Below are 18,654 nucleotides of genomic sequence, written 5' to 3'. Positions count from 1 at the left end.
TGCTCTGATCTACTGAATACCTTGTACCACATATAGATGGAATATGCTGGATGATTACAAATACCGATCGCAACTAGGACAACGATACAACATGGGTGGGAGGTGTGCGGACAAGCTGTAGTTTCTAAAATCTTAAAATTTGTGCATTTCGGACATTCTTTAAATATAACTTAGTGGCATAATTATCTATCTTTAGCCCTGGTCGCATTAATACCTTTATAACCGGGTTTTTTACCGTTGTTAAAGGCTAATTATGCCGTTTGTTTGTCCATCAAACCGAGTTTCTGGAAACCCGTGCGTCCAGGAGTATATCTTCCTATACAATGGTGACTTAATTCCGAATTGTGGTATATTTTCTGGGCGCGGGGATTTTTTAGGACAATGTTCGATATGAAACGTTTAAAATTAAAATCAATGCTGGCGGCGGCGATCGCGATCGCCCTTTGTTTAATTGCGATCGCCAGCTACGCCCAAGCGAACAAGACTTTAACACTCGCGACTTCCCCAGACTACCCGCCCTATGAATTTAAAGATACGGCTGTTAGCGGCAACGAAATTATCGGTTTTGACATCGATATTGCCAAATATATTACTAAAAAATTGGGTTACGAGCTGAAAGTAATTGGCATGGATTTTAACGGCTTAATTCCCGCTTTGCAGGCGGGAAGAGCCGATTTTGTGATGGCTGGAATGACTCCCACAGCAGAAAGGAAAAAAAATGTAGATTTTTCTGACCTTTACTACGAAGCTCAAAATACAATTGTCGCCAATAAAGGCAGCAATTTGACCAAAGCTGAAGATTTAGCCGGAAAAAAAGTAGGCGTTCAACTCGGAAGCATTCAGCAGGAAGCTGTGAAAAAAATGCCCGGTGTGCAACTGGCTGCTCTCAATAGGATTCCTGATATCATTCAAGAAATTAAATCGAACCGCATCGCCGCAGGAGTGATCGAGGATACTGTCGCTACGGGTTATGCCGCAGCGAACCCGGACTTGGAATTTAACACAATTCCGAATACTGAAGAAAGCGGTTCGGCGATCGCCTTTCCGAAAGGTTCGAGATTAGTTCCAGAATTCAACCGAGTCCTCCAGCAAATGAAAGCCAGCGGTCAAATTAAGGAACTAGCTACTAAGTGGTTTTCTCGACCGATTCCGCAAGAAACTGCTCAAGCAAATCAGCCTGCGGTAGCCTCCAAGTTCGGGTTAGATTTTGGCAAAATCTTGCCGAGTTTGCCTTATATTTTGTCCGGGATTTGGGTAACGCTAACTTTTACCTTGCTGTCGGCATTTCTCGGATTTATCTGGGGAATTGTGCTGTCTCTGTTTAAGATTTCTAGCATTAAACCGCTGTTTTGGTTTGCCACTGCTTATACCTCAATTTTTCGAGGAACACCGCTAATTTTGCAGTTGACTTTAGTTTATTTTGCAACGCCGCAGCTTACGGGCTATAATATATCGGCGCTGCAAGCTGGCGTGATTACTTTTTTCTTGAATTCTGGGGCTTATATTTCCGAAACAATCCGCGCGGGAATTCAAGCCGTAGATAAAGGTCAAAAAGAAGCCGCAGAATCCCTTGGCGTTCCCTACAAACTGATGATGGGCGATATTATCTTGCCGCAAGCGTTGAAAAATATTTTGCCTGCATTGGTGAATGAAAGTATTGCTTTGCTGAAGGATTCAGCTTTAGTTTCAGTAATTGGCGTAGAAGACTTGCTGCGCCGCGCTACAATTGTGGGAGCAGAAAAGTATATTTACTTTGAACCTTTGATATTTGTCGGCGCAATTTATTATTTGATGGTGCTTAGTTTAACTTGGGGGGCCAATGTACTCGAACGTAGACTCCAAAGTAGCAGTTAAGGTCGATCGCCTGTATAAATCTTTTGGCAATCTGAAGGTTTTGCGCGAGATTACTACTGAGATTCATAAAGGAGAAGTGATTGCTATTATCGGCCCTTCGGGGTGCGGCAAGTCTACTTTTTTGCGGTGTTTGAATTTACTGGAAATTCCGACTTCGGGACACATATACATTGACGGAGTGGATATTACTTTGCCGAAGGCAGATATTATGAAAATCCGCCAGAAAGTGGGGATGGTTTTTCAGCATTTCCACTTGTTCCCGCACATGACTGTGCTGCAAAATGTGATCTATGCGCCTGTAAAGGTGAAGCAAATTGCTAAGGATGAGGCGCGTCTGAAGGGGTTAGAATTGCTGGAAAAAGTGGGTTTGTCAGATAAGGCGGAGGTTTATCCTTCTAAGCTTTCGGGGGGACAAAAACAGCGGGTGGCGATCGCCCGCTGTTTGGCTATGGAACCGGAAATTTTGTTGATGGACGAACCGACTTCTGCACTCGATCCAGAAATGGTTAAAGAAGTGTTAGATGTGATGAAAGCTTTGACGAAAACGGGAATTACAATGGCAATTGTAACTCACGAAATGGGTTTTGCGCGGGAAGTCGCCCACCGGATTTTGTTTCTGGATGGCGGAAAGGTGGCGGAAGATGTGCCGCCGCAGGAGTTTTTTAGTAACCCAAAGTGCGATCGCGCCAAGCAATTTCTGGAAAAAATGCTTTAATCTGATATCGCATCCGCAATTAAACAGGTTTGTAGTTCGATCGCACATAATCTCACATTCTCAGCCCCGCACCCTACAATCACGACAATATTTAGTTTTAAATTCACCTTTTTTTAATGTTTTTTACTGTGCCGATCGCGCTGGCGATCGAGTTTAGCTAAAAATGCACCCGAAACATCCGCCAGAATGCTAATTATCCGATACAAAGCCACGGCACCCAGAATTATACCCGTAGAAAAGCGATCGGACAACAGGGCGATCGCCGTTGCTTCAAATACTCCCATTCCCCCCGGTGCTCCCGGTACGACTAAACCGACAACAAACGCAAAACAAAAAGCACCGAACAAGTTGGGAATATTGCTAAATTCCACCGGAGTTAAAGCCGTTACAGTTAGCAAAAAACCGCCGCCCCGCAATCCGATAAAACACATTTGTCCGATTAACGGCACTAAAGGATAGCGTTTAATTGGCAAATTAATTTTGCGCTTAGACTTGACACTAGATGTTTTTTTAGTTAGACTAGAGTTAGACTCTAAACGCAAAGTTTGTCCATCGCCCCGATCCTCCCCAACTTCTGAATTTTCCCCATTGTTCTTGGATAACTTCAACCGCTCTACAAAGAGGACGATCGGATTTAAAATGCGGGGATGAATCGCCGTTAAAATAGCAGCACAACCGACAATCCGCAACCACCAATTGAATTGGTCAAAACAAATCAACCCAATCAAAACGCCAGCAGAAGCCATCAGCAGCGGTTCCAGCAACACGCTGAGAGTAGCAGCTTTCGGGAAAATCCCTGCCTTTTTGGCGTCCAATATTCGACCCCAAAAATGCCAAATATTCCCCGGTAAATACTTGGCAATATTAGTTTTGAGAAAAACTTGAATCGCCCAGGCGGCAGTTACAGGTTGGCGGAATTCCCGCAAAATCAACATCCACACCCAGCCGACAAAAATTAGAGAAAATAAAGTGACGCCAAGGGCGATCGCCAGCAACGGAAAACTTTCGGCTCGAATTTGGATATTCGCGACTTCTCGCCAGTGAGTTAAAAAAGCTTTGGCAATAAATAAAAACGTCCCGCCCAAAATCAAATAGCGCAAATAAGGCTTTAAATGCGACTTCGCGATGTTGAAAAAATTCTGAATTCGATGCAAGTGTTGTTTTCCCATTTTCTGATCCCGATTTTGAATTTGGGATTAAGTTATACTGTTTTAGATTTTATATTTTAGAGTGGCTAAGGCCGAATTGTGGTTGATTTACACGGCATGATATGACGGAATAAATCTGTTTAACCTGAGATGTTGCATCCTTGTCAAGAACGGGCAAGATGCCCGTTCCACAATAACTCAACATTCTTGTGGAACAGGCATCTTGCCTGTTCCTAAACGGGCAAGATGCCCGTTCCACAATAACTCAACATTCTTGTGGAACAGGCATCTTGCCTGTTCCTAAACAAGTAATTGAGAATGGTGCAATATCTCAGTTTAACCTAACCTATGCACACATCTACAGACTGTGCGTAATGCCCGCCTTACAGACTATTTAGGGCGTTTTTAACCACAAACTTAAATTTAAAATCTAAAATTTAGATCGATATACCTCGCTAGGAGTACATTTCTATGTCCGGCCCGAGCCCTGACGGTTTTTCCTATCTTTTAGATGATAGCCCCAACAGTTTCGCCTTGACTCCGGGCTTTTTGACTCCTTATCCTAACGGACTTTTTGCCCTCGGCGGCAACGATTTTATTGTCGGTTCGTCGGATGCCGAAATAATTAGCGGTGATAATGGTAACGATCGCATTCTCGGCGGTGGCAATTCCGATACGCTGTTAGGGGGCGCAGACAACGATTTGCTTAACGGTGGTGCCGGCGCAGACTTCCTGTTTGGCGATGCCGGCAGCGATACCTTGCAGGGAGGTAAGGGAGATGACGCCCTCAACGGCGGCGACGGCAGCGACGTTTTAGTGGGCGATGGCGGCAAAGATACGCTGACAGGGGGTTTGGGCCCAGATACCTTTGTCCTCCGCAGCGACTCCGCAGTCTCCGATCCGGCTAATGCTGACGTTATTACTGACTTTAACAGTTTTGTGGATTCGATCGGACTGACTGACAATCTTACCGAAGCTGACTTGATTCTCGAAGAAATATCGATCGCCCCCGGTATTTCCAATACATTAATTAAAATTCGCCAATCCAATGCTATTTTAGGCTTGGTAGCCAACGCATCTCCACAAGACCTTGCCAATACATTCATCTCTGCAACTACCGTATTGGGCAACCAACTCGATCAAGCTCGCGATTTAGGCGTTTTGGGCGGCACTCAAACGATCGCCGACTCGCTTAGCAACGCCCGACCAGACGGCCTTTACCGCTTTACTTTGCCTGCAAATAGCGACTTTAAATTAACTGTCAGCGGTTTGACTGCGGATGTTGATGTTGCTCTAATTAAAGATATTAACGGCGACAATTCTATTGACTTCACCGATATTATTGCTTCTTCTCAACAACCCAATTTATCGCCCGAAGCAATCAACATCAACGGTTTAGCCGCAGGAACTTACTTTATCCGAGTTTATCAATACCAAGGCAGTACAAATTTCTCCCTCAATCTGTCTGCCACTCCTGCAACTATTTCTGATAACAATACGAGCAACTTGCCAGGTTTTGACTCTCGTTTTGGGTTCGGTTTGGTGAATGCAGCGGCGGCAGTTGCTAAAGCTCAAGGTACTGCAACTTTTCCTGATGTTCCCGACTTGGGCGGCGACGAGTGGGGCAGAGATTTAATTAAAGCTCCAGAGGTTTGGGCCCAGGGCTTGACTGGAGACGGAATTGTGGTGGCAGTTATTGACAGCGGAGTTGACTACAATCACCCGGATTTGACGGGGAATATATGGAGCAATGCGGGGGAAACTGGCGTTGATGCGATCGGTCGCAATAAAGCTAGCAACGGGGTTGATGATGACAACAATGGCTTTGTTGACGATTTCCGGGGATGGGATTTTGTCAACAACGATAATGACCCGATGGATGATAACAATCACGGCACTCATATATCGGGTTTAGTTGCTGCGAAAAAAGATGGGGTTGGGATTACTGGAACGGCTCCGACTGCGAAGATTATGCCTTTGAAAATACTTAATGGAGCAGGGGTGGGTAAAATTCGGGATGAAATTAATGCGATTAATTATGCGGTGGCAAATGGAGCGAAGATCATAAATGTGAGTTTGGGCGGCCTACAGTTGAATGCTCAAGAATTGGATGCGATTCGAGCGGCAGAAGCTCAAGGCGCGATCGTGATTTCGGCTGCGGGAAATGATGCTCGTCCACAAGTAGATTATCCGGCTCGGTTTGCCAATGAGGTAGGAATTGCTGTCGGTGGTGTTACCCGAAATGGCTTGTTTGGGGAGTATTCTAACCGGGCGGGTTCGCAGGCAATTAATTATTTTGTTGCTCCGGGTGGCGACGGTGGTAGGGCGGATTCTGGTGATGTTTATTCAACTGTGGCGCTTTCTCAACCGGGGATTCCCTATCGATATTTTTCCGGTACTTCAATGGGAGTGCCACAAGTATCCGGCGTGGTAGCTTTGATGTTGCAAGCTAATCCGAATCTGACTCCTGCTGATATTAAGAGGATTCTTGCGGAAACTGCGAATCGAGCTGTTTGAATTAATTGATAATTGGTAATTGGTAATTGGGAATCGGTAATGGGATTGACATACTTTTACCAGATTTCGTAGGGGCGGGTTTCACCAACAATATCAAATTTCTACTAACAATTTACATAAACCCGCCCCCACACAACTAACAATCTACATCCACATTGATTTGTATTGAATGCGAAAAATGTACCAGGGGTTTACCGTGGGATAGGGGCGGGTTTTATAGATTGTTAATTAACCTAAATATTGTTGGTGAAACCCCCCCCTACAAGCCCAATTAAAAATTGGCGGCGTAAGTTAAGTCAAATTGGCGGCACAGGGTGATGCAGCAGTAGCTTGGTCGATCGAATACTAACTCGTAATTCATCTGGCCGTCTATTTTGGTGATCGGCTGCTTTAAGGGGATGCCGTGAATGTCGTATTGACGGCGTTCTAAGGCACTCCAGTCGATAATTTTGAAGTCGATTTGGTTCTGTAACTCACTTGCGATCAGATATAGGTGCATCTTGTCTTGAACTTTCCCAGTCAGGGGAACTTTTATTAACACTGACTGGGTGACGAGGGGTTTTTGGTCGTTGGGATGCTTCTGGGTGTGGCAGCTTTTGAATTCTATATCGTAAGGTTCTACCTTGAATTTCTCTCCACTGGCGATCGCAGATGAGTGCAAATCTTTCAGGCACTTTTCTAGGTGAGGAATCAGCCCTAAGTCTGGATCGCACAGCAGTTTACGAATGTTGGAGGTTTCAGTGACTGTCATTGGAGATTTTTGATGTTATTTTTTTATTCTTAACTTTTAGCTTACCACTAAAAGCAAACCTATCGAACTCTCCTTGCGACATACTTTCAAAAATGCCGTTTATGGCCAGTATGTCGCAGTGAATAAGACATTTTTGGGCCACAAACCCGTGTTTTTTGCCTTAATGTTTGAGATTATTTCTTGGTAATTTTCCACAGATTAAGCTCGACATTAGTGTCAGCCGGATCTATTTGATAGTTTTGTTGCTGAATTGCCGATCGCAAAGTAGAGGACGGTCTGTATAAAAACAACTCACTGAAACCGCCGGGAATTTGCGGGGGTTGGGGTTTTTTCTTTGCCAATTCTCGATTTTTGTAGCAAGAAGTGTAACAGCGGGGTTCTATTAGCAGTTTTACTTTGGGTTCTAGGTAATAACTTAAAGGCATGATATATGCAATATTGGCATCGCTGATAAATAGGGGATTGCTGGCTTGATTGACAGTTGCGGCTACTTCCAAGGCACGCAACCAACCGCTGCCTTTATTCCACCAAATATCTGCTTGAGAACTAACTCCACCGGATATAATACCTGCGAAAAAAACTCCCACTATAACTATTTTCCACAGTTTTTGCTGTTTTAATTTCTCCAAATTGCTACTGATTTTCGCAGACAGCAGGTAAGCCACTGCTATCTGAATTCCCACATAACAAGGAACTAAATATCGCGGATTTGCCGATCGCCTTCCACCCTTGATTATATCAGGCACTGCTAAAAACAAAGCAGTTGTTGCAATTAATAACAATACAATCAACCACACTCGCTTTGGTGTTTGTCGGCATAGATAATAAAGGGCATAGCCGACTAAAGCTAGAATCATGATACCAACTGGAATTAGCAAGGCAAGTTGTGTGGCGTTGGCAGTTCCATCAATGCCAATATCAAAAAATGCTATGGTGATGGAACCAACCCATCTACTGACTAATCTTAAGAAATTTGTTTGTTCTGCCCATATTGTTGTGCTTCTAACTTGATTGAAATTTTCTACAGTATTTACCAGGGAAGGCATGAAGCATATCAAAGCGATTAAAGATGCTACATAATAGGAAATAAATGTTTTCACATCGCGCCAGTTGGCAATAACTGCGACGTAGATTGCGTGGGCTGCAGCGACGCAGACAAATAACAAGTGGGTGTACAATCCCAGTGTTGCTGTGGCTGCATAAAGCGCCCAGGAAAGAACAAGGGCGACAGGATTTTGATTTTCGTCAGGGCGTGTTGCTCGCAGCAAGGCGGCAGTGGATAAAATAGTAGTTACTGTCCACAAACTGTACTGTCTTGCTTCTTGGGCAAATAGGATGTGGTAGGGAGAAATTGCGAAAATTGCGATCGCCATCCCTGCTACTGCTGAAGATTCAAATAACTCCCAAGCCAGCCAATAAATTGCGGGAAATACTAGCAGGCTAATCACGGCGGCCAAACTTCTCATTGCTGCAACGGAACTGCCGAACCATTGCGCCCAATATCGCGCTAATACGTAATACAGCGGCGGGTGGTGGGGGTCTTCTGTTGCTAAAGAATTCAGGGTATCCCTTAAGGTTTTTTCGGAATTTATCTGCTGATATTTTTGTAAATCCGCAGGCGAGGTTATTTTCTGGTACGAAATTTCTTTGATTATTTCGGCTTCGGTGTAGCCAGAAACTCTCAAAGAAGTATATGTTTCGTCGATCCAGTAAAATTTGCGATCGAGATTGGCGAACCGAAATAAAACACCTATGACTAATACGGATATAATTAAAAATTTCAGCCAATTTCGGGGAACATTAAAACGCATTTTTCCAACACCACTTCATTTTTTTAGCAATTTTCTCAAAATTATATCTTGATTTTTTAGAGTGTAAAGAGTTGGTATTTCATAACGAGTATTTTTTTTTATTTCTGTTGTGAATTCTCGGGAAATACCATACAAAAAAATCTCGTTAAAATTTGGTGGGATTTTCACAATTTTAGGTGGCAATACTAAAAAATTAGCTGGGGAATTGATTAAGTAACTCAAACCGAGTAAGTTGCCGATCGTATCTACACTATACACCCACAAGTCTGTTATGAGTAATGGCCGAGAAGCTGAGTTTACCGTGCGGGCGATCGGGATGTTAATATAAGAGCGGTCTTTATTCCACCAAGAGTCTGCTGGCAAATAGATGCAGCAGGATATAATTCCAATAGAGAGCAAAGCAGCCAGAGCCAGCCTCCACAGCTTTTGCAACTGCATTGTAACTTGAGGAGATGTCATTTTTACCGCCAAAAAATAGGCAACAGCTATCTGCATTCCTAAATAACAGGGAATCATGTAGCGGGTGTTGATCGATCGCATTCCGCCCCAGATTAAATCCGCTGGCAGGAAAATGGCTACTGTCACGCACGTTAATGTCATAACAAACAACCAAACACGTCTTTCTGTCTGACTCAGCAGCAAATAAAAAGAATATCCGACAATTATTAAAATCATTAAAATAACTGGGAGAGTCAATAGGAAATATAATCGTGGTAAATCCGAGTACAATCCTACATCCAAAAATTGCCTAGTAATGTTTAACACCCAATTTCCACCTAATTTGGAAAGCGGAATTTTTAAAGACTGCCATGCTGTTTTGTTACTGACATTTTGCGAATTGATCAAATAAACTACAGTCCAAGGAGATAAGGCTATAAATCCTGCGCTTGCTGCTAGGAAATAGCCAATTACAGTCTTATTAAATCGCATATTTTCCGAGATGGCTACATAAATTCCATGCCCTAACAGCACCAGTGCAAATAATAGGTGAGAATAAAATCCCAGTGCTACTGTTACCGCATAAATTGCCCAACTGCTGTTAGTTTTTAGCCGCATTGCCCGCAGCAAAGCAGCGCTAGACAGCAAAATTATTAATACAAACAAGCTGTACGGTCGAGCTTCTTGAGCGTAAACTATTTGAAAAGGCGATACAGCTAGTAATGAAACTGCCAACCAAGCTGTCAGCGAGGAATCAAATAATTCTAAGCACAGCCAATACATACAAGGCAATGCGAGCAAACTAAAAACAGCCGACATACTTCTAGTTACAGCCACTGAATCGCCGAACAGTTGCACCCAAAATCTCGTCGCTACAAAATACAGCGGAGCGAGTTGGGGTTCTTCTAAAGCTAATCCTTTTACGGTATCTACGACGGTTTTTTCTGAATTTATCCGTTGATATTTTTGTAAAAATTTAATGTCCCGACTTTCACCGTCAACTACTTGCTGAATAAACTCAGATTCTGTATATCCAGATAACCGCAGGGATGTGTAACTTTCATCTATCCAGTAAACTTTCTTTCCTAGGTTTGCGAAGCGAAAGAATATGCCGAGGACTAATACAACTATAATTAAAAATCGCAACCACTTGTCAACTGAAGGGTTGTGAGAATTTAGTCGATCGCGATCTTTGGTAGATTCCATTTTATAACTAGCTAATCTCCCACAATTTTTTACTGTTACCCCACCTGTAAGGTGCGCTGGGCGCACCCTACCAACTTAACAGCCAGAGAGAGGACTTGAGTCCTCACTACGAACAAAGGAATGATTAATCATCCACTCCTGCAATCGGTGCAAAACCCTGCCGCTGAATATTTTCAGTTATGGTGCGGGGTTCGAGGAATTGCAGCAAATAATCCGGGCCACCTGCTTTAGAACCAACTCCCGAAAGTTTGAATCCTCCGAAGGGTTGCCGCGATACCACAGCGCCGGTAATTCCGCGATTGATGTACAGGTTTCCGACTTCAAAATCGGATGCGGCTCGATCGATATGCGAAGGCGTGCGAGAATACAATCCGCCGGTTAAAGCAAAATTCGTGCCGTTAGCAATAGCAATAGCTTCGCTGAAATTCTTTGCCCGAATCACCGACAAAACCGGGCCGAAAATTTCTTCTTGGGCGATAGTTGCTGTGGGCGATACTTCCGTAACAATGACTGGGCCGACAAAATAACCGGTTTCCGGTGCCGGCATTTCTAAAGCTATTTTAGCTTCGGCGCGACCTTTTTCGATGTATTCGCGGATGCGCGAATGGGCATTTGCATCGATCACGGGGCCGACTTGAGTGCCGGGATTTTCTGCTGGGCCGACATTGAGCGATCGCGTCGCTTCTACCAATCTTGCCACAAAATTATCGTACACTGATTCGACCACAATTACTCGCGAACAAGCGGAACATTTTTGGCCACTGTAGCCAAATGCCGAATAAACTACGCCTGCAACTGCTTGATCTAAATCCGCACTTTCATCGACAATAATTGCATTTTTGCCGCCCATTTCCGCAATTACTCGTTTCAGGTGTTTTTGTCCAGGCTGCAAAATCGCAGCATCGGCATAAATCTGACAGCCCACTTCCTGAGAACCAGTGAAAGTAATCATGTGAACGTCAGGATGTTTCACCATGTAAGCGCCGACGGTTGAACCTTTGCAAGGCACGTATTGAAATACGCCTTTGGGGATTCCGGCTTCCAGCAAAATTTCTGTGATTTTTGCTGCAATTACTGAGGAAACTTCCGCAGGTTTGAGTAAAGTACAATTACCAGCAACCAGCGATGCAACTGTCATACCGACGGGAATTGCGAGGGGGAAATTCCACGGCGAAATGATTAAAGAAATGCCGCGTGGCTGATAGCTATAACGGTTAGTTTCTCCGGGGATGTCGTAATTTTTACCTTGTTCTAACCGTTCCATTTCGTCGGCGTAGTAGCGGCAAAAATCAATAGCTTCGGAGACTTCGGCATCGCATTCTCTGACGGGTTTGCCGACTTCAAACACCATCCAAGCTGACAGTTCGTGCCGCCGCTGTTCCATCAACTCAGCGGCTTTGCGGAGGACGCCGGCGCGCTGGCGGACGGGGGTTTTTCGCCAACTGGTGGAGGCTGCTTTTGCTGCTTCAAGGGCTTGTTTGGCCTGTTCTTCGGAAAGCAATCCGATGGTGCCGACTACTTCTGTGGGATTGGAAGGGTTGAGTGAGTTAACGGTTGCTTCAGTATTTTGGTATTCGCCATTGATTAGGGGTAAATAGGTTTTACCTAAGTTGGCGCGCACTGATTTGATTGCTGTTTCTGCTTGTTGCCGCAATTTGGTATTGGCGTAGTCGGTATCGGCAACGTTGGGAAATACTTTGCTGTAAACTAGCTGGTCATTTCCGTTAGCAACTGGTGCGGCTAACAATTGTTCGATCGGCATTTCTTCGGAACTTTGCCGGATGAAAGAACTGTTGGCGGTATTTTCCAGCAAACGGCGGATCAAATAAGCCATTCCCGGCAACAAATCGCCGTAGGGACAGTAGACTCGCACGCGATAACCCCGATCGACCAAAAGCTTAGCCAATTTGTCGCCCATGCCATACAGCACTTGCATTTCAAAGCGGCGGCGCGGTATATTGAGAGTTTCGGCAATGGCGATCGCCCTCGCTTGCGATCGGACATTATGACTGCCAATAGCTGCATACAAATATTCGTGATTTTCTAGCAGCAACTGCGTCATCTGCTCGAAATTTGCATCGGTAGTAACTTTGTCATTGTAGACCGGCTGTGGCCAATCTTTCTGCATTGCTTTGATAGTTTCCTGATCCCAGTAAGCGCCTTTTACCAGCCGCACTGTTACCGGATTTCCTCGTTTTTTTGCCCACGCAATAAGACCTTGCAAATCTTGGGCACTGTCGCGCAAATATGCTTGCAATGTAATTCCGATATCCGTGCGACTGCGAAACTCTTCCTCTAACAATAAGTCTTTGAGAATGCTCAGAGTCAAACTCTTGTAAGCATACTGTTCCATATCGAAATGAACCGCCGCGCCCAACTCCTTCGCGCGACGCAGTAAAATGCGAATTCTCTCGCTTACTTTCTCCTCACTACCTTTAGCATCCAAAGGGTCAAACTGAGAATAAAAAGCCGTTAACTTTACCGATACTTGCACTCGCGGCAAAGTTTCGCCGTCAGCTTTGTCAATTGCATCTACCTGCGGCCAATTCTTCGCTGCATTGGCGAGTTCAGCCATCAATTCCAAATAGCGGTTAAGATAAATTTCCGCCTCAGTTTCAGTGATGACAGCTTCCCCCAAAAGGTCAACTGTAAAACCCATTTTATCTTTGCGAAGTCGCTCTAAAGTTTTAACTACCTGCTTGATATTTTCCCCAGAAATATACTTGTGCGCCAAAGTTTCCACTGCAGGCGCAACCGTCGTCGCAGCCAATTGTCCAGGAATCGAATCAGCGTTAGTAAAATTGAGTAATTTTTTCAAAGCTTCGGGCAATTCTACCTCTTGGGCGGTCAGGTATTCTTGCAGGTGGCGGGCAATTTCCGGCTTGCTGCGGAGTGCCGGCAAACAGTCAATGAATCGAAACAATTGCACCCGCAGTCCGGGGCTAGCCATCGCCCAATCCATTAGTTTGTCGTCCCAGCGCATTTGGTCTTGGAGTTGACCGAAAAAAGAGCGCTTTTTGTCTTGAGTTGCCTTCAGGATTTCTTTGGCAATTTCTTGGGTTTTTGCTTCGTAGATGCTTGGAGATATTTGTGCAACCATTGGTAATTAGTAATGGGTAATTTGTAATTGGCAACCAGGGCGGGTTTATGTATTGTGTAACTACCCCCTGATACAATTATAGTTGCTATTTGACTTCAATTTTAACTTGGTAGTTTGCTTGGCGATCGCCTGAAATTTCAATAGTATAATCGCCGCTACTGGCTAGTTGACCTTGCCACTGACCTGTGCTATCAGTAGTACCTAAATTTTCACCGTTAGGAGCAATAATTGCGGCGCTAACTTGACCTTCTTGAACATTAATTGTCATGCTTTGGCCGCTATTGCACTCCAGCAAGTAGCGCCTGGATATGTTGGCTCGCAAACTATTGCTCAGAGTAGTTCCCGTAGCACCAGCTTGAAAGTAAACTCGCTCGGTTACAGGGGTTTCAACCGCAGCGGGAGTTGGAGTTGGAGAAGGCAACGGCAAAGGAGAAGGCAACGGCGAAGCAAGTTGCGGAACACCAGACAGAGAGGGGATTTGAGTGGGACGGGGCGACGGAGGGAATGTGGCGGGCAGTCCATTTCCAGGGGCTGGGGGAAGTCCGGGCCTGCGGTTGGCGGGCGCTGCTGCGACAGGCGGAGGGCTTTCGGGGAGGGGTACGTCAGCGGGTAGTTTGATTTGAAGGTTCGCTCTTTCCTGATACATTCTCCACGCTAGCAAACTGCCGAGACTAAGGACGGAACCGACTAAGATTCCGCTGAGAAAAACTGCTAAGATTTGCCACGAGCGAGCTGGTTTGGGATCGGGGTTGGCAGTTGGAATTGTTGGAGGCGGATAACTTGCAAGTTGTGTTGTTTCCGGCGTGCTATCGGCGGCAATTGGAATTGTTTCGGCGGCGTCGATTGGCGCTGAAATATCTTCGGGGGCGACAATTTCTGCGGGAGTTTCTGCTGATGCGGAAGTTGAATCAGCCCTGGCAATTTCACTGCGATCGAACTCATCGCTGGCAGGGGAAATTATTTCCGGTTGCTGAGTCAAAATTTGTTTTTTTTCCTGTTCGTCGCTCATGGGGCTAAATTTATTTTACAAAGACCGCTTTTAGACATTTTACGTTACCGGTGCGATCGCCTGCACTGAAATTATCTAGCAGAAGGAAGAAGGCACGACACGGATTTTGACACGGATACACGGATTAATTATCGAGTGTTAGGCAAAATTTAGAATGAAGATTGTTAATCTGGATACAAACCTGCCATGATATTAGTCTATTTTATAGCGTTCAATATTATAGCGCTCTTTTTTTTTACTGATAAGAATAAACAAGTGAATTGAGTTCCTATAAAGCTAAGGCTAATGCGGGGTTGGCACATCGAAATCGTTAAACGATATAACATTATAAGATGTGCCTGCTAAAGCTCTGACTAGCTTTTGGTCGAGAGTTAGCAAAGGCGCGTCAACTTGCTGTGAAAGAGCAACGTAACTGCCATCATAAGCAGAAATTCCATAATTTAATGCGATATTTGTTGCATCTAAAATCAGTTCAGCAGTAGATACTGCACGCAAGGATAAAGCTCTAAGATTAGCTAAATCTGTTGGAACATCGGCAGCAGCGTAAAGTCCAGCACGGACATACTTCCAGATAATATTTGCACACTCAATATAAAACAGATCGGGTACAAATATTTCAGTGTGTGGAATTTCAAGATGGGTAAACAATAGAACGACTTTAGATGACAGCGGATCGGGGATAAATTGCTTAATTCCCACGCTAGCATCGACTACGCACCTCACAGGATGGGTCATCTGTCGCGATCCTCTCTAATTAAAGCGGTACTATCTAATATCATCCCCATATTCGGCGGACGAGACTCGCGACGACGGCTGATTTCTGCCAATAGTTCTGTTACAGACTTTTTACGTTTTCCTGAGAGGGGTTTTGTCTCTGTTGACAACTCGGCTTCTAAAATGGCGATCGCAAACGCGCTAATCGAGCGGTTTTGAGCCGCGGCTAACTCTTGCAGTCTCGCGTACAATTCCTCTGGTATATTTTCTATTTGCAGGGTAGCCATCTGTTAAACTCCTAGCATAGTTTGGCTAAATATTAGCATAGGGAGGCGGGTTTAGGGGGTATATTGCGATTTACTGTTGGGTGGGGGCGGGTTTATGATATTGTTCGTTACAGGCGAGTATTGTTGGTGAACCCGCCCCTACAAATTCCTGATTCACGATTCCCGATTCCCCATTCCTCATTACCGATTCCCAATTAGTAATTATTAGGCAAAGACTGCCAAAAAGGCCGCTCTTCTGGCTTCCTCACAGTATTCGTCGCCGACTGCACGTTTCCTTTCAATTCTTGATAATACCTGTCATCCAGGAAACTAACGCTGACGCCAGCAGGAAGCAGCAGTTGGCGCAATCTTTCTTGAGTGTAATCTACACCGTCAATCATTGGCCCGCGCGGATTTGAAACTAACAACTTGCCATTAACTGGCACCGAATTGACCATATTTGGCCACCAAGCATAACCGCTGTAGCCAAACATCACCGGAACTTGAATAATTTGGTCGTCTCCGAGTAAAAACTCTCTTTTCAACTTCTCTATAATCGGATTAAGTTTCTGATTTTGCAAATAGAGATTGTGTTGAATTAAAGCACGGTTTTTCAAGGCGGCGCTGACAGTTGTTTGAGTGCTTAAACCACGATTCATCGTCACATCGCCGTAACCTCTTCCCTCCAATTCTTCCAACAGCTTAACTCCGGCTTCGGGACTGGCGATCGCCATTACATATTGTCCGGGAGTTTGAGTGGGAATAAAATTGATAATTTCATCGACTTGGCGAGTCAAAAGCCAAGAAGTATCAATATCCACTGGTGGCCCTTGAATTCTCTGAGCTTGAATAAAATCAAGTACCTCTGGATTAAAACCAGCATTTCCCGAATTCCCGTAATAAACTCGACCCATTGGGTGTCCGGGAATCGGCGGTGTCACCTGCAAATTACCGTATCCGTCAGACCACTGACTTACAGGGTCTAAAGAACGAGGATTGCCAATTTTTACTACTTTCAAATCCCGGTCTTGAGTTGATTTAACAGGCGGGTTTTTCTCTGGTTCGCTATTGCTTTTGAGGGCGACATTAAACTGGCGTATCTCCGATTTTTCGGGGAGTTGAACGTATCCGTTTTTCTGGGTATCTTGCATCCAAGTGCGATCGCCCTGGAGAACTTTTACTTTAGCGCCCGTCGGTTCTACTGCTCGTTTTAGTTGCGAGATAAATTCGCTGTTTACCGCGCCTCTGTCGCTGACCTGAACTTCGGTTACTGGTGCTGTATTTGGCGGTATCATCCAAGGACTAACGCCCATTTGGATTGTTGTGGAGGCGATTTCTTGACCGTTGTTTTGGGCAGTTGCTTTGAGATTAACAGTGCCGTTCCAATTGCGATCGGCAAATTGTTTTGCTTCTACACCTAAAACAATATTCTTGCTAAAAACTAGAGGTTTAGCACCGGATATATCTACAGGTTGCCAGCCGTCGCCCGTCTTCTGAAAAACGCTGATGTGAGGGCTAGCAATGCTGTCAGCCGTGATAAATAACTGAGAGGTTTTGAAGTTTTCAGATAGTGTTAAGTTAACTTGAGACAGCATTGCTGCACGGCGGGGAACCATAACTTTGGTTTGTTTCCAAGTCGGTATCTTGCCGCGATCGTTATTGCGATCGTTAAATGAAATTAGCGCGCCCTTGGACAAAGACCATTGTTCTTTTCCGGCTTCGTCTTGCTCGTTAATTTGGCCATCTCTGTTGGTATCTCCCGCAAAGAAAAAGTTCGACGGGGACGCAGCAGGCGTAGCTGGGGCGGGAGTTGGTGTTGCAGTTGATTCAGGAGTTGGTTGAGAAGTTGCTTGCTGATTTCTCTCTAACTCTTGTCTTTCAAGTTCTTGTCTGGCTAATTCTTGTCGGGCTAACTCTTGCCTTTCAAGTTCTTGTCTGGCTAATTCTTGTCGGGCTAACTCTTGCCTTTCAAGTTCTTGTCTGGCTAACTCTTGCCTTTCAAATTCTTGTCTTTCCAGTTCTTTTCTGGCTAACTCTTGCTTTTCAAGTTCTTGCCTTTCCAGTTCTTTTCTGGCTGCTTCTTGCCTTTCAAGTTCTTTCCTGGCTAACTCTTGCCTTTCAAATTCTTGCCTTTCAAGTTCTTTTCTGGCTAATTCTTGCTTTTCAAGTTCTTGCCTTTCCAGTTCTTTTCTGGCTGCTTCTTGCCTTTCAAGTTCTTTCCTGGCTAATTCTTGCCTTTGGAATTCTTGCCTTTCTAGTTCTTTTCTAGCCCGATCTTTTTTCTCTTGCTCTTTTCTCTCTATTTCTCGACGAGCAAGTTCTTTTTTCTCTTGCTCTTTGCGGGCTCGCTCTCTTATCTCTTCTTCCTCGGCTCTAACTTTTTCAACAGAACGTGCAACTTGCATTTCATAGGTAGCGACACTGAGGTTTCCTTGATATTCAATGGTTTTGTCGATCGCCCGCTCGGCAAAAAAAGAATCGTGAGGAATGAGTCGCAGCGTATTGATAGCCAACTGCCACAGCCGCTGGGACTCTTCCCAAGTAGCAGAAGAAGGATTAGAAGTGCGTCCAATTACGACAGCTTGGGCGGCTAATTTAGCAGCATCGTCCCAATTATATTGGGCTGTTTCTTCTATTTGAATCTGACTTTGAACGTTTTGGAGTTGCTGCGTCAGAGTTTCGGATTGCTGGCGGTGGATTGCTGATTTCCAAAGTTCTGCCGGAAACGGGGCGCTGTCGGGATTTTTGGCAAGGTTATCTAATTGTACTTTGAGCCGATCGCGCAATTTGTAGAGTTCGGAAAGGGATTGCGGAGTTTCGCCCTCTGACTGTCGCCCAGAGAGTGCGAGTTGGTAGTTTAGGGAAGGTTGAGCCACTGTTGTGGGGACTGCAACCCAAATAATACCGATGACGACACCGAAACCATTGATAATGGCGATCGCAATATATTTAACCAAACGCATATAGTTTATCCTCAGACACGCCAATAATTTTACCTAATCTTGGGAGCAATTGGGGATTTAATTATAAGGACTTACGCATGGCGGCCCAGAAACCGGGTTTTTTACGAAAATACTTTGTTGCTGTTCAGAGATTCGATAAAAACTCCTGGTGGTTGAGCGAAG

The 18,654-nt window shown here is 44.8% G+C and carries 12 protein-coding genes; 3 read left to right on the top strand and 9 right to left on the bottom strand.

The window, feature by feature from the left end:
- The first annotated feature begins 390 nt into the window (after positions 1 to 390).
- Both QT987_RS07055 and QT987_RS07050 read left to right on the top strand, forming a co-directional pair.
- The gene (locus tag QT987_RS07055) at positions 391 to 1,854 is read left to right on the top strand and encodes an ABC transporter substrate-binding protein/permease (protein ID WP_333238516.1); all 1,464 of its coding nucleotides are present in this window, start codon (positions 391 to 393) and stop codon (positions 1,852 to 1,854) included.
- Positions 1,820 to 2,569 (top strand): amino acid ABC transporter ATP-binding protein, encoded by a 750-nt coding sequence (locus tag QT987_RS07050; RefSeq protein WP_333238514.1) that lies wholly within the window; start codon positions 1,820 to 1,822, stop codon positions 2,567 to 2,569. The genes QT987_RS07055 and QT987_RS07050 overlap by 35 nt, the downstream gene beginning before the upstream one ends.
- 113 nt (positions 2,570 to 2,682) lie before the next feature.
- Here QT987_RS07050 and QT987_RS07045 read toward each other — a convergent pair whose 3' ends face one another.
- Complete coding sequence (locus QT987_RS07045; protein ID WP_333238511.1) at positions 2,683 to 3,738, bottom strand: UPF0104 family protein; 1,056 nt, start codon at positions 3,736 to 3,738, stop codon at positions 2,683 to 2,685.
- A gap of 450 nt (positions 3,739 to 4,188) precedes the next feature.
- Between QT987_RS07045 and QT987_RS07040 the strand changes: the two genes are divergently transcribed.
- The gene (locus QT987_RS07040) at positions 4,189 to 6,234 is read left to right on the top strand and encodes a S8 family serine peptidase (protein WP_333238509.1); all 2,046 of its coding nucleotides are present in this window, start codon (positions 4,189 to 4,191) and stop codon (positions 6,232 to 6,234) included.
- A 271-nt stretch (positions 6,235 to 6,505) separates the two neighbouring features.
- Here the strand turns inward: QT987_RS07040 and QT987_RS07035 are convergent, their stop codons facing one another.
- From QT987_RS07035 to QT987_RS07000, 8 genes are all read right to left on the bottom strand, one after another.
- Positions 6,506 to 6,985, bottom strand: coding sequence for a hypothetical protein (locus tag QT987_RS07035; RefSeq protein WP_333238507.1), 480 nt, complete (start codon positions 6,983 to 6,985; stop codon positions 6,506 to 6,508).
- A 173-nt stretch (positions 6,986 to 7,158) separates the two neighbouring features.
- Positions 7,159 to 8,796, bottom strand: coding sequence for a glycosyltransferase family 39 protein (locus QT987_RS07030; protein ID WP_333238505.1), 1,638 nt, complete (start codon positions 8,794 to 8,796; stop codon positions 7,159 to 7,161).
- Between the two features lie 15 nt (positions 8,797 to 8,811).
- Positions 8,812 to 10,440, bottom strand: a complete 1,629-nt coding sequence (locus QT987_RS07025) for a glycosyltransferase family 39 protein (RefSeq protein WP_333238503.1) — start codon at positions 10,438 to 10,440, stop codon at positions 8,812 to 8,814.
- Positions 10,441 to 10,564: 124 nt separating this feature from the next.
- Positions 10,565 to 13,540 (bottom strand): L-glutamate gamma-semialdehyde dehydrogenase, encoded by a 2,976-nt coding sequence (pruA, locus tag QT987_RS07020; RefSeq protein WP_333238501.1) that lies wholly within the window; start codon positions 13,538 to 13,540, stop codon positions 10,565 to 10,567.
- Between the two features lie 85 nt (positions 13,541 to 13,625).
- Positions 13,626 to 14,549, bottom strand: coding sequence for a hypothetical protein (locus tag QT987_RS07015; protein ID WP_333238499.1), 924 nt, complete (start codon positions 14,547 to 14,549; stop codon positions 13,626 to 13,628).
- 282 nt (positions 14,550 to 14,831) lie between these two features.
- Positions 14,832 to 15,284 carry a type II toxin-antitoxin system VapC family toxin gene (locus tag QT987_RS07010; RefSeq protein ID WP_333238497.1) on the bottom strand — a complete coding sequence of 151 codons (453 nt, stop codon included), beginning with the start codon at positions 15,282 to 15,284 and terminating at the stop codon, positions 14,832 to 14,834.
- Positions 15,281 to 15,550 (bottom strand): FitA-like ribbon-helix-helix domain-containing protein, encoded by a 270-nt coding sequence (locus tag QT987_RS07005; protein WP_333238495.1) that lies wholly within the window; start codon positions 15,548 to 15,550, stop codon positions 15,281 to 15,283. The genes QT987_RS07010 and QT987_RS07005 overlap by 4 nt, the downstream gene beginning before the upstream one ends.
- 194 nt (positions 15,551 to 15,744) lie before the next feature.
- Positions 15,745 to 18,492, bottom strand: a complete 2,748-nt coding sequence (locus QT987_RS07000; RefSeq protein WP_333238493.1) for a protein-arginine deiminase family protein — start codon at positions 18,490 to 18,492, stop codon at positions 15,745 to 15,747.
- Positions 18,493 to 18,654: the final 162 nt, after the last annotated feature.

The sequence above is a fragment of the Microcoleus sp. SVA1B4 genome (assembly GCF_036700545.1).
In the GTDB taxonomy this organism is placed as follows: Bacteria; Cyanobacteriota; Cyanobacteriia; order Cyanobacteriales; family Microcoleaceae; genus Microcoleus.
This window is presented reverse-complemented; position numbering and strand designations above follow the sequence as displayed.

Bases quoted from the DNA above. Each gene is read 5' to 3' on its own strand.
- QT987_RS07055 (WP_333238516.1), top strand. From the start codon at position 391: ATGAAACGTTTAAAATTAAAATCAATGCTGGCGGCGGCGATCGCGATC.
- QT987_RS07050 (WP_333238514.1), top strand. From the start codon at position 1,820: ATGTACTCGAACGTAGACTCCAAAGTAGCAGTTAAGGTCGATCGCCTG.
- QT987_RS07045 (WP_333238511.1), bottom strand. From the start codon at position 3,738: ATGGGAAAACAACACTTGCATCGAATTCAGAATTTTTTCAACATCGCG.
- QT987_RS07040 (WP_333238509.1), top strand. From the start codon at position 4,189: ATGTCCGGCCCGAGCCCTGACGGTTTTTCCTATCTTTTAGATGATAGC.
- QT987_RS07035 (WP_333238507.1), bottom strand. From the start codon at position 6,985: ATGACAGTCACTGAAACCTCCAACATTCGTAAACTGCTGTGCGATCCA.
- QT987_RS07030 (WP_333238505.1), bottom strand. From the start codon at position 8,796: ATGCGTTTTAATGTTCCCCGAAATTGGCTGAAATTTTTAATTATATCC.
- QT987_RS07025 (WP_333238503.1), bottom strand. From the start codon at position 10,440: ATGGAATCTACCAAAGATCGCGATCGACTAAATTCTCACAACCCTTCA.
- pruA (WP_333238501.1), bottom strand. From the start codon at position 13,540: ATGGTTGCACAAATATCTCCAAGCATCTACGAAGCAAAAACCCAAGAA.
- QT987_RS07015 (WP_333238499.1), bottom strand. From the start codon at position 14,549: ATGAGCGACGAACAGGAAAAAAAACAAATTTTGACTCAGCAACCGGAA.
- QT987_RS07010 (WP_333238497.1), bottom strand. From the start codon at position 15,284: ATGACCCATCCTGTGAGGTGCGTAGTCGATGCTAGCGTGGGAATTAAG.
- QT987_RS07005 (WP_333238495.1), bottom strand. From the start codon at position 15,550: ATGGCTACCCTGCAAATAGAAAATATACCAGAGGAATTGTACGCGAGA.
- QT987_RS07000 (WP_333238493.1), bottom strand. From the start codon at position 18,492: ATGCGTTTGGTTAAATATATTGCGATCGCCATTATCAATGGTTTCGGT.